Below are 14,863 nucleotides of genomic sequence, written 5' to 3'. Positions count from 1 at the left end.
GGAAGTATGAGGATTTAATTTAGAGATATTTTTGTTAACCGACTGTCAACAAGACATTACGATTGCAGACAACTGTTAACTAATCTATGGTCAGGCGGTAGCCCTTGCCACGCACCGCGGCGATCGAGGCACTGCAGTTCAACGACTCTAGTTTGCGACGGATTCGGCTAATTAGGGTATCAATACTTCGATCATTGCTTATCGTTACCTCAGTTCGGCTAATGCACTGATGCAGCAACTTTCGGCTGCAAGGTTGGGCATCATGATGGAGCAATGTAATCAGTAGTCGCAACTCAGCATCAGTGAGTCGGCAATCGGCTGTCTGGTCGCTGCGCGTCAATTGATTCTCACTCACAACCAGCAAACAATTTCCGATTTTCAAATCCAGCTCTTCATTATTACCACGCTGGCTTTGCACCCGTTCAGCTAGACGGCGGACTTTCCAAATAAGCTCATCGGTATCGACCGGCTTATTAATGAAGTCGTCAGCACCCTTTTTTAGTCCATCAAGTCGCTGATTGGCATTGGCGCGCGAGGATATCATGATAATACCGACATCAGAGCGTTCTCGAACGTACGTCAAGGCACTCAAGCCATTCACATTAGGCAGCACCATGTCCAAAATAATCACTTCGACGCGTTGAGTTTCAAGAAGTTCGAAAAGCGACTCGGCACTGTCGCACTCTTGCGTTGAAATTCCAGCATCTTTCAGCGCTGAACCGATTAAATACCGCGTGACCACGTCGTCGTCGACCACAATCACATTTAGCTTAGACATGACGCCTCACAGCACAGAGTTAGTCTCGAGGTGAGTTTAGGTCATCACGTAACGGATGAACAGAGTCATGAATTGTGCGTGACATGCCAATCACACTGGCAACAGCGTATCTATCGGCCACCTAGGCTTCACCTGAAACGACAAATCATCACTGGCCTGATGCATACGAAATGCCCCAGCTAAAGCAATCATGGCGCCATTGTCGGTGCAAAATTCAATCCGTGGAAAAAATAACGCAGCACGCTGCTTATCGCACATTGTTTGCAACTCTTTACGTAGGTGACGGTTCGCTCCAACTCCACCAGCAACCACCAATCTGTTGATGTGAGTTTCCTGTAACGCACGCTTGCATTTGATCACTAAGGTTTCAACTGCCGCATCCTGAAACGCACAAGCAATGTCGGCAATGGTCTGCTGGTCGAGCTCATGCTTATTCACAGTGTTCAACGCCGCGGTTTTAAGTCCACTGAAACTAAATGTCATACCCGGACGGTCAATCATCGGACGCGGGAACTTAAAGCGTGTCGGATCACCAAGCTCAGCAACTTTTGAGATAGCCGGACCACCGGGGTAACCCAAGCCCAAAATCTTGGCCGTTTTATCAAATGCTTCACCAACGGCATCGTCCAAAGTTTGACCCAAGATGCGATATTGTCCAATTCCCTTAACTTCGGCCAACAAGGTGTGACCGCCCGATACCAACAGCGCCACAAACGGGAACTCAGGCGCCGGATTTTCTAACATAGGAGCCAACATATGACCTTCCATGTGATGCACACCAACCGCTGGCACATCCCAGGCGAATGCCAGACCCTTCGCCACCGCGCTCCCAGCCAGAAGCGCACCAGCCAAGCCGGGACCACAAGTGTAAGCAATACCATCTATATGCGTGCGATCACATTGGGTTTTAGCCAGCACGGCATCAACCAAAGGAATGACTTTACGAATATGGTCACGTGCAGCCAGTTCCGGCACCACGCCGCCATATTCCTGGTGAGTTGCAATTTGTGAATACAACGCATGACCAAGCAAACCTGCTTCGGTATCGTAAATCGCCACACCGGTGTCGTCGCAGGACGTTTCAATACCTAATATTCTGACCGACATTGTCTGGTTCCGCTTATGTTGATTGTGGGAGAAGTACACGTTTATACAGGCGATATTATGCCAGCCTCGACGCGCTCAAAGGAAATGATTGTTGGGAAACCGCTGAGTCAGCCACCATAGTCAACTTAATTTGTCGTACGAAATAGTATACAAATTGATTTCAAACGGATAGAATCGCGCGTCCTGAATGACTAATTGTCATTTCTAGAGAACTTAAATTAATTTAAAAAGCCGATATGCCACAAGTTAAAGTAAAAAACGACGAACCATTTGACGTCATCCTGCGCCGCTTCCGTCGCTCTTGCGAGAAAGCTGGTATCTTCACTGAGATGCGTCGTCGTGAATTCTACGAAAAGCCAACTTCAGTACGTAAGCGCAAAGGTGCTGCTGCTAAGAAGCGTGAAATGAAACGTGCCTCACGTGGCCGTATTCGTACTACTCGCCTCTACTAAATAGCTCTCCTTCTATTGTTTAGAAGGACCAACTATTAAGAAGGATATTAAATGTCGCTGAAAGATCAAATCCTAGCGGACATGAAAACTGCGATGCGTGCAAAACAAGCATCGCAGCTTGAGTCTATTCGCATGCTCCGTGCAGCTATCCAACGCAAGGAAGTGGATGATCAAACTGAAATCGGCGACGATGAAGTTATGCTCATTTTGCAAAAGCAAATAAAGCAATCTCAAGACGCTATCACTCAGTTTAAGGCCGGAGAACGTCAGGATTTAGCTGAAAAAGAGCAAACGCACGTCGACAATTTAATGGTCTACATGCCAGCTCAACTCAGCGATGAAGAGGTCGCTGCAGCCGTGGCCGACGCAATCTCATCGACCGGCGCCAGCTCAATGCAAGACATGGGTAAGGTTATGGGCATTCTCAAGGACAAGCTGCAGGGCAAAGCCGACATGGGAAAGGTGAGCGGTTTAATCCGAGCTAAACTTAGCTAAGCAAAATTTTCTTGCTGTATTCCTGCAAGTCTTCTCGCTCAACTATTATTCTGGGCCGGCTAGTCAGCTAAAAATTAAGCAGTGCGAATAATTAGTTCGACTAGAATAATTAGTTCGACTGAATGTCGCCTTTGTTTGCACTCTTTGGCGCCGCATCTTCGTCCAGTAGTAATAAAAACAAGCTCGCGGGCAAGCTCCCCAACACCTCTTTAGATGGCGGAATTACCCCATTTTCGTAGGTGAAATCTAAGCGATAAGTGCCCGCCACAGTCCCATCCGAGTGCCAAACTTCACCGCTCGACCCCGAGTCTGGAAAATTGAGCATATATGCTCGCCCACCTTCTCGATGCAACTCGACGATTGAATGTGACGAACTAAGCGTTTTCAACTTCTTGGTACCAACTACCGAGCCATCGGATAACCAGATTTCTGCATAGCTATCACTCGGCACATCACTAAACAACACACCCTGACTTACCCCCCCTAATATCGATGAACGACGCAGATTACTCTTAAGATTGATCCTAGCCAATGTAGCGGGTTCGAACTTAACTAAGTCTGAAGCCGGATTTTGAAAGGTTGGCTCACCGGCGAAACCAAAAAATGAGGAGTTAATTTGGCGCGCACTGTATAAATTGGTGGCTGCGGTCGAGACGGTACCTGTTATCGTGCCGTCAGTACTGTAAGTTTCAGTCTTATCTGCCACCAGCAACCTGCCCCCAAAAACCGCCTGACTTGACAACAACAAGCTGAACCCACTTAAACTCTCAATGACGACCTCATCATCTGGAGTATCGGTGGCAAGAAGCTGTGGAATATCCTCAAGCGCAAGGTATAGCAGCTTGTTACTGAGCACCGCAAAAGGGAACACCCGAGGTGGATCAACTCCAACACTCGGCCGATAGAGCTCGGTGCCGCTCACCGAACCATCACTCAACCATATCTCACCAGCCGCCGAAATCACCATATTGCCATCTAGCGTAAGATCAGTGAATAACGTCGCATCCCCGCCACTATCGAACGGAATCGTTGCAACAAGGTTACTCACATCGCCAGAAACCCGATGCAGCGCGCCTAGGGACAAATAATACAAATCACCACCGAAAACCCGATAATTTGTAGCGCTCAAGGAGCCCACAAACCCACCGACCAAAGAGGTATTAACTATCTCTTTAGTACCGCTAAACGTACCGTCGGTGCGAATTAATTCCTCTGGCTCGCCGTTGACATCGCCGGGCGTCGAGTAAGCCTCAAAATAGACAACACCATTACCCTCAGCCACAATCGTTTCACGTTGCGCGAGAACCGATTTAACACGGGTAGGGTAACCACCGAAGTCTTGGGAAATAGAGCGTATTAAGACTGTTCCCGCAGCCGTGCCATCTGTTCGCCAAAGCGCATGTCCGGCCGCCGCAGTGTCAGCAAAAAAGTATAGAAAGCCGTTAAGTTCAAAGAACCCAAAAGGACTAGAACCATCTGAGCCTAACGCTAAATCAACCACTAAGCGAGTAGAGTATCGACCACCATTGGCAGCATGCAGTTCTGCTCCTGCGAGAGGGTTATCTGCACAAAAATAAGCTTCCCCATTAAAATTGAACATCGCACTACAGGGCTCACCAACCGGCGTGCTAACAAGCGTTGCGTGAGCCTGCACGCTCAAACTTAGCAACACTAAGGCCTCAAATATCCGTCTCTTGCACATTGTCTAGGTTCCATTGATCGCGGTAACACTAAGACCAAACTCATTAGCACTACTTATTTAAGCTTAACCCAGGTCTGGGTTGATTTCGCACACAAGCTTCCAGCATGATCGAAAATGGCCGTTCCAGAATAATACTTACGGCCGTCCACTCCAATCTGCCATCCCATGACGACGAGTGGTTGGTTTGGCTCAGGTCGATAAGCTATCGATGCCGTCATAGACCCCAACAACATTAGCACATTTTTAGCTCGATGCGCGAAATACCCTGGACAATCCAATGCCGCCCATAGGATCTCTGTGGCAACCAGACCGTCAGCATCAACCATATTGTCAACAGGCACCCAGTGACTAGCAACGCAGCTATCGTCATTTAGGGCCACCGGAAACACATTTAACCCATCACCATGTTTACGCGCCGGACCGCACACAAAGCAGGTCGCGAATACAGATTCATCAACACTGGGGTAATGATCATGTGACGCTTCGATTTGCGACACCTCTGGACACGCTGGCACGGCCAACTCGAGCACGGTTTGATGCGCGGTTGCGATCAGCTTATCTTCATGCAAGAGATCCGCCGAGCCATTTGCCATATGCACCTCCAACTCAGCTTCTAGCGGAGGCGGGCTGCGCAGCACCACCGCCACATCGCCAACTAAAGATTTGGCTAACATTCCCGCTGTATACCCGCCATTTGCTGAGGTCGGCGGGCCATTGAATCGCTTTTTAATAGTAAATTTTGAATTTGGCATCCGCGAATTGTAACGTAAAATCAATTTGCCCCAATTAGCAAAACTAACGCACCTAGCACTTTTCGAGGTCGAGCAATCCGCTGCCAGCATACTCAAAGTGATTACCATCCAATATACGCAGTTAATTCAAGGCCTTGCGAGCGACAATATGACAATCATCATAAGCTGGCCCACTAAAGCTAGTACCTTGTTTTCATGACAGGGTAGAATACCGCCATGGCCGGGCGCATTCCTCAACACTTCATAGATCAACTACTCAATCGAATCGATGTCGTCGACTTGATAGATGCCTATGTGCCGCTTAAAAAAGCTGGTGCAAACTACAAGGCTTGCTGCCCCTTTCATGGCGAAAAAACGCCATCGTTTACCGTATCACCAAGCAAACAGTTTTATCATTGCTTTGGCTGTGGCGCCAACGGCACCGCGATTAGCTTCTTGATGGAATACGACCACATGGAGTTTCGCGACGCAATTGAAAAGTTGGCGTCGAGCGCCGGCATGGAGATACCGGAGGAAGCACAAGGCTTCACGCCCAAAAACACCTCAGTAGCGGGCGTCGACTTATATCAGCTAATGGAACAGGTAAATGAGTTCTACCAAACCCAGCTGCGCCAACATAAAGACCGAGATCAAGCCGTTTCCTATTTAAAAGCTCGAGGCTTAAGTGGCGATATCGCCAAACGGTTCGGCCTCGGTTTCGCCCCCGAAGGCTGGGACAACTTAATGAGCCAACTTGGCAGCACTGTCTCTACGCAGAAAGCCCTGCTAGACACCGGCATGCTAACCGAGAACGAAAAGAAGCGAGTTTACGATCGCTTTCGACATCGGATCATGTTCCCCATTCATGACCACCGAGGTCGAATCGTCGGCTTTGGCGGCCGCGTTCTGGAATCTGAGAACCCGCAGCCAGGCAACCCAAAATATTTAAATTCCCCAGAAACCCCAATTTTTCATAAAGGTTCCGAGCTTTATGGACTATACGCAGCACGTGGAGGCATCAAAGACGCCGACGGTGTGTTGGTGGTTGAAGGTTATATGGATGTCGTGGCCCTAGCTCAAGCGGGCATCAATAACGCGGTCGCCACGTTAGGCACCGCCACCACTCCCATGCATCTACAGCGCCTATTTCGGCATACTCCGAATATCACATTTTGTTTTGATGGCGATCGAGCGGGCCGTGAAGCAGCGTGGAAAGCCCTTGAAACCAGCCTATCGGCCCTCCAAGATGGCTTTCAAGTCAGCTTCCTATTTTTACCTGACGGTGAAGACCCCGATACCATGGTGAAAAAAATTGGCAAAGATGCGTTTCAGGCTCTCATTACCGACGCAAAACCACTCCCAGATTTTTTAATCGAAAACTTGCAGACCCAGGCAGATGTAAATCGCTTGGATGGGCGCGCCAAGCTGAGCAAGCTCGCTCGGCCATTGATCGACAAGCTACCAAACGGCGTACTGAAAAAACTAATCCTCGACAGACTCGCGTCAATTACCCAAGTCAGCGTGCAAGACTTAGCCTCACAAGAAACCATGAATGAAGCGGAACCGGCGCAACGGCCGAATAACCGCCAACCGCAAGCAAAATCAGATCACACTGGGTATATCACTCCCGTTCGCCGCGCTTTATCGTTGATCTTACAATACCCACACTTACATCCAGAATTTGCCGCCTTGGGCGGCATACCCGACGATCAAATGCGAGGCATTGGGATCATCCAATCGCTATATGCAGCCTGTGTCGAGAACCCCAATGCATCAACCGCCACGCTATTAGAGCGGTATCGACAAGAATCATTCTTTGCAACCTTGTCGCAGCTGGCCAACCACCAGCACAACAACATGGAGCATTTGGAAGAGGACGACGCAAAACAACTAATTAACGGCACTATTTGCAAAGTGATAGAAGAGTATAATGCCAATGAAATTATCCGCGCGACCAATGAATTAGAAGCATTAAGCAAGCGTGCACGCGCCTCTGCCTTGAGTCAAGAGGATGAGCAGCGCCGACAAACCCTAATGAACTTTCTGCGTGAAAGTTATAAATAGTGTGTAGTGCTTGAAAAAGTGAACCTAAGCCCCTATTTAAAAAGGCCAAATAAAGAGAGTTTTACGCCAAAAAAAGCGAATTCTCGCATTATTTGTTATAAAATTAGGCGTTAACCTTATTTAAAACCATTTACACCATTTGGCTATTTGTGCTGCTTGATATTCAACAGTGCAAGAGCTGATGTGAGGTTCCATTAATGGATTCGAGTAGCAAAAAGACTGAACTCAAACGACTGATCCTTAAAGGCAAGGAACAAGGCTTCCTGACCTATCGAGAGATCAACGATCACCTTCCGGAAGACATGAACGATACTGACCAAATTGAGTCAGTAGTGAACATGATCAACGACATGGGTATCGACGTATTCGACAGCGTTCCAGATGCCGACACCTTGTTGCACAAGGCCGCGGCTGACAAAGAAGCCGAAGAAGACGATGACAATACCGATGCGGTGCTAGCCACAGCAGTTGAAAGTGAGTTTGGACGCACCACTGACCCGGTACGCATGTACATGCGCGAAATGGGTACAGTGGATCTATTGACGCGCGCCGATGAAATCAATCTGGCACAGCGCATCGAAGACGGTATTCGTCAGTCCACTGAGGCGATGGCGGCTTGCCCATCTGCAATTCAGACTATTTTGGACTATTTCGACGCAATCGAAAAAGAAGAGATGCGTCTTACCGATCTATTGGTTGCGTTTATCGATCCAAATGCTGAAATCGACCCGAACCCAGTGCAATCTGGTTCGGCCGCGCAAAAGAAAGACGACGATGATGACGAAGACGAGGAAGAAGAAAAACCCGTCGATACCGGCCCTGACATGGACGAGGCGATTGAACGATTCAAGTTAATGAAGCGTCAACATGCTCGCCACGCAAAAGCCTTAGAGTCACATGGTTTTGATAGCAAGCAAGCACGTAAGGTTCAAGCTGAGCTAATCGAAGGATTGATGGAAATCAAGTTTGTTCCAAAAATCATTGAACATTTGTGGGAGTCCATTCGCGAGCAAGTCGAGGTCATTCGTGGCTTTGAAAAAGCGATTATGGACATTGCGGTCACGGAAGCGGGAATTTCACGCAAAGAATTTATTGAGATTTTCGTAAGCGGTGAGACAGACGAAGATCTGTACGAAAAACTGCTTGCTGCCGCCAAACAGAAAGGTGAAGTCGAAGATAATCACGCAATGATCTTGATGTCTCAAGCCAAGTTGCGACGTATTGTCGATACGCTTGGCGTTCCGATTGAAGAAATCAAGGACATCAACCGTCGCATGTCGATCGGTGAAGCCAAAGCTCGACGCGCCAAAAAAGAGATGGTCGAAGCAAACCTTCGATTGGTGATTTCGATTGCTAAAAAATACACCAATCGCGGCTTACAGTTCCTAGATTTAATCCAGGAAGGCAACATCGGCCTAATGAAAGCGGTTGATAAGTTTGAATACCGTCGCGGTTATAAGTTTTCGACGTACGCAACTTGGTGGATTCGTCAGGCGATCACACGCTCTATTGCTGACCAAGCTCGCACTATTCGAATTCCGGTGCACATGATTGAAACAATCAATAAGTTGAACCGTATTTCACGTCAAATTCTTCAAGAGAAAGGTCGCGAGGCGTTGCCAGAAGAGTTGGCTGAAAAAATGGAGATGCCAGAAGATAAGATTCGCAAGGTTCTCAAAATCGCTAAGGAACCGATTTCAATGGAGACTCCAATTGGTGACGATGAAGACAGCAACTTAGGTGACTTTATCGAAGACAAAAATGTTGAAGCACCAATGGAAGCCGCGACAACTTCAGGGTTATTGAATGCAACCTCTGAAATCCTTGAAAGTCTTACACCGAGAGAAGCCAAAGTATTGCGCATGCGATTTGGTATCGGCATGAACACTGACCATACCTTGGAAGAAGTCGGCAAGCAGTTTGATGTTACGCGTGAGCGGATTCGACAAATTGAAGCCAAGGCGTTACGTAAATTACGCCATCCAAGTCGTTCAGAGCACTTAAAAAGCTTTCTCGAACAAAACTAATTTTGTATTATTGCGCTCCTCACTCGAGGAGCGCATCGTTTGTTTGCACATTAATTTGTTACGTTATTTAGCGGCATTTAAATCTGTGTTAGCATCCCGTTTGAAAAATTTGGGGCCCTTAGCTCAGTTGGTTAGAGCGCTCGACTCATAATCGATCGGTCGAAGGTTCAAGTCCTTCAGGGCCCACCATTTTTCAACATCCAGAATCTCTCCTCTCGGGATAATTAAACTTTACGCACATTGTCTTGCCTTATTAAAAATCCATGACGCAAGCAAATTCCTTGTAGCACCACCGCAGAGCCAGAGCTTATAAGCCTAGCTACCGCGTTTTCCTTGCAACCCACCGGTATGCATAACCAAAACCTTATCAGTCTTTTTGAAGTAGCCCGCTGCTATCATTTGCGACAACTTATACATCACCTTGCCATTATAAATAGGGTCTAGCGGCACGTTAAAATTAGCTTCAAACTCTTCAACAAACCTCACTAATTCGGTCGGTATCTTGCCAAATCCACCTAAATGCCCCGGCTCAATACTCAGATTCAATGGCTTTTCGCCTAGCCACCCGTGTATACGCTTTAGCGTGGCGTCAGATTCGGCAACCGCTTGAATCCCAATCACCTTGATCCGCCGTGGTGCTGCTTTATATAAACCAGCAAGTGTGGCACCAGTGCCCGTTGCGCAGACCGCATGGGTAATACCAGAGCAGTGCGGCAAGCTAAAGACCTCCGCATATGCCTTGCTTAGAGACTCAATCGCAATCAGGTTACTTCCACCTTCAGGAAGAATAAGAGTGTCCTCAAGCTGCTCAGACAAAGACGCAATAGATGAGCTATTAGCAAACTTTAGCGCTAAACCGAGCGCCAAAGCTTGTTGATACTCTCGATATTCTTTACGTTGCGATGCAAACAAGCGCATTCCCCATGCCTGACAGTCTTTTAATGTGTCAGTTAAGTTGGCATGAAGCTCCCCGCGAACTACCCCAATACTGGCTAAGCCCGACTCCTTGCAAGCCCATGCAAGCGCGTGCAGATGATTCGAATAGGGGCCACCGAAACTCAAAATTGTTGAATAGTTTCCAGCCTTGGCAAGCTCGATATTCGGTGTCAATTTGTGCAGTTTATTGCCCGACACCGCTCTATGATTGAGGTCATCCCTGGCAACAATTAACGGTATTTCGGCAATCGAGATCGAGTTAAATTCCATCAAGCTTATCTGTCAGCCAAGACTTTTAAAATCTTGCACTCGCGATTAGTTACTAACCGCACTGATTAGTGTCTTTTTGCGGAAACCCCTCACCAATCACCTGAGCCTTTGCAGCTAAGGCATAAGCATCGGTTGCCGTTACGTTGATTTTTTCTCCAAGCTGTAACGGCACGATTGCGTTCAAAAGGTCGTCAATAGCTCTTTTATGATCACGCATTGGAAGTCTTTGCGAATCGCAGAACGCAACGTTTTTCGGATCGAGTTTTACTGAAAGATCGATCAGCGCATACGCTTCTTGCAGCAAATCGACATCAATTATCACACCATCACCAGAGACGGCTATGGCCATTTTGTCTCCAGCTTCACGAATCAACGCCGACGAGGCAAGCATAAACTCATGCCGTGAAGGAAAAAATGCAGTAATCGCCATGTAGAGCCGACTTTGTAAGTCGAACACTTTCTGTCTGGCTTGTTGTTGCACATCACGCTGCGATCTATCTTGATTGAGCAGGTTCTGTAGCTGCTGCTCTTGTTTAAGTTCGAGTAACAAATCATGTATCGCAAACACTTGGTTTACTTCCTGCATCTTTGTTTGGATTACCGGTGCAATCGCCGCACTAGCGCTTAATAGCGGCTCATCGATGGCCGAACCAACATAAGCTGCTTGCGCTGACATCTGCTCTGAGGTCGGCGCGGTGCTAGGCCGAAACCCTTCGGCTCGACGCCGATACACAGTGGTCGCGCCCAGTATTTCCCCAAAGCGAACAAACAGTTCAACACGATCATTGCTCGGATCGCCATTACTGACATAGCCGCTAGCAACCCCTGTCCACGGCACGGAATTAGGCTTAACTGAAGATGACTGTGCCGTTGCTGCCTGATTAGCACTTTGCTGGCTACTCGAACCACCATTAGCCGTGCCAGTAGCAGCCTGATTAGAGTCTGATCCGCAGCCGGCCACTAGGGCGCTCGTCATGAGCACACATAGACTAAGATTTTTCATTGATTCGCTCCCGTTATAAGCAAAATGTTAAGACGTTATTGTTGCTTGCTTTGACAACGTAGCACGCATCATCCGGTGGCATGTATTCATAAGCGCCGATATCACATTCAGTCCCCAAGGGGCGTTCAACACCACGCTGATCCGGCCGATAGTCACCGAGACTAAGTGCCAACGCACTGTCAGTACCACGACATCCTGCATGATAGTAAATGATGGCGAAGGGGAAGCCAATGCTCACTCTAAATGGTAGGCCCGCATCAATCGCAGGACTATTGGCAACCAACGCGTGCGTCATGGTCTTCCCACCATTATTCTGCAATGGCCCGATTATCGATCTGAGGTCAGTATTACCATAGTCACTAGTAAGTGCTTGGTTATCATTGACAAGAAACAACGCGCTATTCACCGCCTCAGCATAGCTATGCGCGCTGGCACCCAATAGGTTGTTAGACACATCCATTAACTCTGCGTCATCAGGGTCTATAAACCTAACTTCTGCTTGATTATCTGCAGTATTGCCCGAGATAATGCTGTTTCGAATAATAACTGAACTCCCTTCGCTTGCCCCTTCAACAAACGGCGTATACAACTCGAGTCCACCACCATAACGAGCTGAATTTTCGGTAAGCGTCGTATTAAACAAGGACAGCGCGGTGCCTGGCGCTTGGATCATCGCAACTCCACCACCAAATTGAGCCGTATTGTGAGAGATGGTCGAATCGAAAATAGTTAATCGAGCGGGCGAAGCAACCGCAATGCCTCCTCCGGAGTCCCCAGCGGCACTGTCGCGTATTAGGCTATTACGAATCAGCGCTTCACCAGTTTGGACAGAAATGCCGCCGCCATAAGTAGCGACACTGTCGGTGACTTCTACATTGTCCATCGACAGTTTACCAGCCACACGAATAGTGCCACCATCATACCCATCGCTTTGCCGCCAATTCTGCAGCGATAGATTCTCTAAGCGTAAATCGCCACTAAATCCCACGGTAAACAAACGAATCCAATCAGCGCTTTGAGAACGTACAATCTCCAACGGCTCTTCGCCTAAGCCGATAATACGAATTTCCGACGCAATTTCAGGCGTCGCCGAACTACCTCGAATTGGATGACTAAACACCATGTTAGTCAGTTCATAACGGCTAAAAAAGGGCGAGAATATAATCGTATCCAGCCCATCAGTACCTGCGACACAACCGCCAACGGCCGAATCTGAATTCGCTGAGTTCACCGCATCCACTAGGTCACAACCCGGCGCACCGGGTAACGCGACCACATAAATCGTCGCGGCCCGAGCACTTAGGCTTGTCGCCAGAACACTTGCTATAAATAGTCCTGCAAGAAATAGTCCCTGCAATACGGTCCACTTACGTGCAACGCTAAAACATTGATTGTCAGTATCCATTAGTCAGTCCGGTTAACTAGGCCGGCGCACGGCCCAATCTTGAGTACTTATTTTGCTGTTGCAAGCATTAATGGTAACTAGATCGTCTTCATTGCGATTTTTGTTACCGCCAACATCAAGGCATTTTTGCGTGTGTAGATTGATCACGTTAAAGTCGTTGTCGACAGCCCACAGTTGATCCCAATGGTCTGAGCAGTTAACAATACTGACTATGCCACCGTCGTAATTCTCGCTCGCGCTTTTCACATTCAAGCACATGTTGGTGAACGGCTGCCGAATTCGCAGATACCGCCCCTTTAGCTCGAATGACCACACTTGATGCGGCTTCTTGTAACTACAGTCGGCCACACGCGCTTCTCGATAGATTGTTTTCGGCCCGTCGGTTAAACACAAGCTGCCATCTTTGCCATTTGCCAACTTAGTCGGAAACTTATGCGTCTGGAACTTAGCTTTAGCACTTACCGAGTACTGCTCATTCTGGTCTTTAATACTTAAGTTCAGCATTAAAGCTGCGTGGCTTTGTCCATGTAAATTATCGGCAAACTGACCCTCAATGGTAAGTCCTTGAGTATTCAATAAATTTATCTTTTCACCATCAATTACACTACTGACAATCGCATCAACATCGCCAATCGTGAACCGGCCGGCACTGTCTGTACGCGTGGCATAGTTCTTTATTGAGTAAAGACGTGCATCACGAACCGGCACATCACGTGCAAACACGGTTGGTCGTACAATAGTAAAGTCAGCAAACTGCAATGTGATACTGCGCAACACTATGTCGCATTCGCCAGCGGCGTTACAATTGAAACGATCGTAATCAATCTCGCCTTGTGCCGTGGTATCGGCGTAGCGCCATTTCGCAAATTTAGCACCAACTTGGATCTCAGAGTCGACCAACACCGCTAATGAATTGGTGATCGAGTTCTTACCGAGTAACTGCCCTGTATCATCGTTTAGCAGACTCAAATCTGCGGCTGTATCCACTAACATATCGGTTCTGCTAAGAACTTCTCCATCACCTTCGTCAGTCCACGGTGATAACTGGCATGTTTCAGACTCCACTCTGGTCGAGTCCACCACTTCGAAATAGGGATCACCGGCATAGCCAGGGTACATCATTTCAAAGTTTTCCATATTGATGCGCACCAAGGTCGCACATGCGTCATCAAGCAACTCAATATTCGGTGCGCCGTTGCTGCAAACTTGCTGAGTCTCAAGCAAGATGGTGCTCCGGGGAGCTCCGGTATCTGGGTCTCTATGGTCAATAACAACGCGACAATTCGTATTGTAGACATTGCCTTCAATATCTGGGGGTATTAAGCCAGTATCGTCTACCGTACACGCACTCAATAACGCTGTTAATAACAGTGCCGATGCAAATTTTAATTTGGATGTAGGATTCATTCTTTTTCTCGATGTGGTGTAGGAATATAGGCGGTCATAGGTACCACGCCAACCACCAATAGTGCACCATAGGCTATTTGACATATAACCAGCAACAGGCCAAATAGCCATGTGTCGAATGCGAGACGGAATCGCCTACTTAATGCCATGACTGAACCCCTTCATCTGACACGCGCTGCCCGCTTTTTTGCAAGAATTACCTTCTATCGGCTCAATCGTATTTTCATCAACATTGGGGATCTGCTAATCAATTAAGATGTCATGTAAACCACACTTATTCTCATCTATTCAACTAGATAAGCCTATTTTTCTGTTGCAAAGCACACCAGTTGAAAGGCTAAACAACGTCCAAATTACCGCAAACGACATTACTTGGTCGACTATCAACAATAACTACAAGTAATGTGACATTGTAAATTACTTGGCTCGAACCTATGACGCACCAATGGATCAACCGAGTTGATTTACCAATTTGAGTAATCAGCA

The 14,863-nt window shown here is 47.7% G+C and carries 12 protein-coding genes and 1 tRNA gene; 5 read left to right on the top strand and 8 right to left on the bottom strand.

Annotated elements, in window-relative coordinates; all coding sequences use genetic code 11:
• Positions 1-79: 79 nt before the first annotated feature.
• On the bottom strand, positions 80-778 hold the full coding sequence (locus DFR28_RS15775; protein ID WP_113955350.1) for a response regulator transcription factor: 699 nt from the start codon (positions 776-778) through the stop codon (positions 80-82).
• A gap of 90 nt (positions 779-868) precedes the next feature.
• Entirely contained in the window at positions 869-1,885 is a 1,017-nt protein-coding gene (gene tsaD, locus DFR28_RS15770; protein ID WP_113955349.1) for a tRNA (adenosine(37)-N6)-threonylcarbamoyltransferase complex transferase subunit TsaD, read from the bottom strand.
• 236 nt (positions 1,886-2,121) lie between these two features.
• Here tsaD and rpsU point away from each other — a divergent pair, with 236 nt between their 5' ends.
• Positions 2,122-2,337: a 30S ribosomal protein S21 gene (gene rpsU / locus DFR28_RS15765; RefSeq protein ID WP_113955348.1), complete on the top strand. Its 216-nt coding sequence runs from the start codon at positions 2,122-2,124 to the stop codon at positions 2,335-2,337.
• Between the two features lie 51 nt (positions 2,338-2,388).
• Complete coding sequence (locus tag DFR28_RS15760) at positions 2,389-2,832, top strand: GatB/YqeY domain-containing protein (protein WP_113955347.1); 444 nt, start codon at positions 2,389-2,391, stop codon at positions 2,830-2,832.
• A 109-nt stretch (positions 2,833-2,941) separates the two neighbouring features.
• On the opposite strand, the gene DFR28_RS15755 is transcribed toward DFR28_RS15760, so the two are convergent.
• Entirely contained in the window at positions 2,942-4,432 is a 1,491-nt protein-coding gene (locus tag DFR28_RS15755) for a hypothetical protein (RefSeq protein ID WP_211317025.1), read from the bottom strand.
• Positions 4,433-4,587: 155 nt separating this feature from the next.
• Positions 4,588-5,286, bottom strand: a complete 699-nt coding sequence (locus tag DFR28_RS15750) for a hypothetical protein (RefSeq protein WP_147251031.1) — start codon at positions 5,284-5,286, stop codon at positions 4,588-4,590.
• Between the two features lie 216 nt (positions 5,287-5,502).
• On the opposite strand from DFR28_RS15750, the gene dnaG reads away from it, so the two are divergent.
• The 3 genes from dnaG to DFR28_RS15735 all read left to right on the top strand — a co-directional run bounded on the left by dnaG (position 5,503) and on the right by DFR28_RS15735 (position 9,545).
• A complete protein-coding gene (gene dnaG, locus DFR28_RS15745) occupies positions 5,503-7,329 on the top strand; it encodes a DNA primase (RefSeq protein ID WP_113955344.1) in 1,827 nt (608 codons plus the stop codon).
• A gap of 197 nt (positions 7,330-7,526) precedes the next feature.
• Positions 7,527-9,356 carry an RNA polymerase sigma factor RpoD gene (gene rpoD, locus DFR28_RS15740; RefSeq protein WP_113955343.1) on the top strand — a complete coding sequence of 610 codons (1,830 nt, stop codon included), beginning with the start codon at positions 7,527-7,529 and terminating at the stop codon, positions 9,354-9,356.
• 112 nt (positions 9,357-9,468) lie between these two features.
• A tRNA-Ile gene (locus tag DFR28_RS15735) sits at positions 9,469-9,545 on the top strand.
• 126 nt (positions 9,546-9,671) lie between these two features.
• On the opposite strand, the gene DFR28_RS15730 is transcribed toward DFR28_RS15735, so the two are convergent.
• From DFR28_RS15730 to DFR28_RS15715, 4 genes are read right to left on the bottom strand one after another with little or no spacing between them, the layout of a single operon-like run.
• The gene (locus tag DFR28_RS15730) at positions 9,672-10,562 is read right to left on the bottom strand and encodes a 1-aminocyclopropane-1-carboxylate deaminase/D-cysteine desulfhydrase (protein ID WP_113955342.1); all 891 of its coding nucleotides are present in this window, start codon (positions 10,560-10,562) and stop codon (positions 9,672-9,674) included.
• A gap of 52 nt (positions 10,563-10,614) precedes the next feature.
• The gene (locus DFR28_RS15725; RefSeq protein WP_147251030.1) at positions 10,615-11,565 is read right to left on the bottom strand and encodes a hypothetical protein; all 951 of its coding nucleotides are present in this window, start codon (positions 11,563-11,565) and stop codon (positions 10,615-10,617) included.
• A gap of 13 nt (positions 11,566-11,578) precedes the next feature.
• The gene (locus DFR28_RS15720) at positions 11,579-12,970 is read right to left on the bottom strand and encodes a right-handed parallel beta-helix repeat-containing protein (protein WP_113955340.1); all 1,392 of its coding nucleotides are present in this window, start codon (positions 12,968-12,970) and stop codon (positions 11,579-11,581) included.
• Positions 12,971-12,982: 12 nt separating this feature from the next.
• Entirely contained in the window at positions 12,983-14,377 is a 1,395-nt protein-coding gene (locus tag DFR28_RS15715) for an RICIN domain-containing protein (protein WP_170132132.1), read from the bottom strand.
• Positions 14,378-14,863: the final 486 nt, after the last annotated feature.

The organism is Arenicella xantha, from assembly GCF_003315245.1.
Classification (GTDB): domain Bacteria; phylum Pseudomonadota; class Gammaproteobacteria; order Arenicellales; family Arenicellaceae; genus Arenicella; species Arenicella xantha.
Note: the sequence above shows the minus strand (reverse complement) of the source record. Positions and strands in the feature narration are given on the sequence as shown.

What these genes read in the sequence shown, in the direction of transcription:
- DFR28_RS15775 (WP_113955350.1), bottom strand. Translation starts at nt 778, where the DNA reads ATGTCTAAGCTAAATGTGATTGTGGTCGACGACGACGTGGTCACGCGG.
- tsaD (WP_113955349.1), bottom strand. Translation starts at nt 1,885, where the DNA reads ATGTCGGTCAGAATATTAGGTATTGAAACGTCCTGCGACGACACCGGT.
- rpsU (WP_113955348.1), top strand. Translation starts at nt 2,122, where the DNA reads ATGCCACAAGTTAAAGTAAAAAACGACGAACCATTTGACGTCATCCTG.
- DFR28_RS15760 (WP_113955347.1), top strand. Translation starts at nt 2,389, where the DNA reads ATGTCGCTGAAAGATCAAATCCTAGCGGACATGAAAACTGCGATGCGT.
- DFR28_RS15755 (WP_211317025.1), bottom strand. Translation starts at nt 4,432, where the DNA reads ATGTTCAATTTTAATGGGGAAGCTTATTTTTGTGCAGATAACCCTCTC.
- DFR28_RS15750 (WP_147251031.1), bottom strand. Translation starts at nt 5,286, where the DNA reads ATGCCAAATTCAAAATTTACTATTAAAAAGCGATTCAATGGCCCGCCG.
- dnaG (WP_113955344.1), top strand. Translation starts at nt 5,503, where the DNA reads ATGGCCGGGCGCATTCCTCAACACTTCATAGATCAACTACTCAATCGA.
- rpoD (WP_113955343.1), top strand. Translation starts at nt 7,527, where the DNA reads ATGGATTCGAGTAGCAAAAAGACTGAACTCAAACGACTGATCCTTAAA.
- DFR28_RS15730 (WP_113955342.1), bottom strand. Translation starts at nt 10,562, where the DNA reads ATGGAATTTAACTCGATCTCGATTGCCGAAATACCGTTAATTGTTGCC.
- DFR28_RS15725 (WP_147251030.1), bottom strand. Translation starts at nt 11,565, where the DNA reads ATGAAAAATCTTAGTCTATGTGTGCTCATGACGAGCGCCCTAGTGGCC.
- DFR28_RS15720 (WP_113955340.1), bottom strand. Translation starts at nt 12,970, where the DNA reads ATGGATACTGACAATCAATGTTTTAGCGTTGCACGTAAGTGGACCGTA.
- DFR28_RS15715 (WP_170132132.1), bottom strand. Translation starts at nt 14,377, where the DNA reads ATGAATCCTACATCCAAATTAAAATTTGCATCGGCACTGTTATTAACA.